We start from the raw sequence: 615 nt of genomic DNA, 5'->3' as shown, positions 1-615 counted from the left end.
AGCTCGGCGGGCAGATCGACCAGCCCGCCCCAACGCCCCGGCTGCTCAAGGCCGATGACGCGGCCAAGGCCCCAGACGGCGGCGGCGGAGCTGTCCACGATGTCCGTGCTTTCGGCGGCGACGGCGCCGGTGGTGGCCACCCAGAGCGGCGCGTCGACCGCCTGGGTCTCAAGTGCCTGGGACAGCGCGAGGACGGACTCGGGGCCTTCGAGGAGGGACAAGACGCCCTCGATGACGCCGAGTTCGGTCAGGTGCTTGTCGATGGGGTCGCCATCGGCCACCTCGATCACCACGGGCTCGGCGCCTCGGGCGGCGAGCGCGTCGCGCACGGGACCGGTGCGGGTGTCGCCGGGCGCGCCGACGATCAGCCACTGGCCGGGAACGACGGTCGCGGGGGTCTCGGTGACCGGCGTCCAGTCGATCCGGTAGCGCAGTGCCTCGCTCGCGGCGTTCTGCTGCTTGATGCGCGGCCAGTAGCGCTGGCGTTGGAAGGCGTAGGTGGGCAGGTCGACGCGGCGGGCGCCTGTGCCGTTGTAGAACGACTCCCAGTCAACCGCCGAGCCCATGGTGTGAAGGGCGGCCAGGGCGGTGACCAGGCTCTCAACCTCGGGGCGG

At 72.4% G+C, this 615-nt stretch carries 1 protein-coding gene; it reads right to left on the bottom strand.

The window, feature by feature from the left end; all coding sequences use genetic code 11:
- Positions 1-566: hypothetical protein (locus DEH69_RS12000; protein WP_220131236.1), on the bottom strand; the 566-nt coding region annotated here is incomplete at its 3' end.
- Positions 567-615 lie beyond the last annotated feature (49 nt).

This window comes from Streptomyces sp. PT12 (assembly GCF_003311645.1).
Classification (GTDB): domain Bacteria; phylum Actinomycetota; class Actinomycetes; order Streptomycetales; family Streptomycetaceae; genus Streptomyces.
This window is presented reverse-complemented; position numbering and strand designations above follow the sequence as displayed.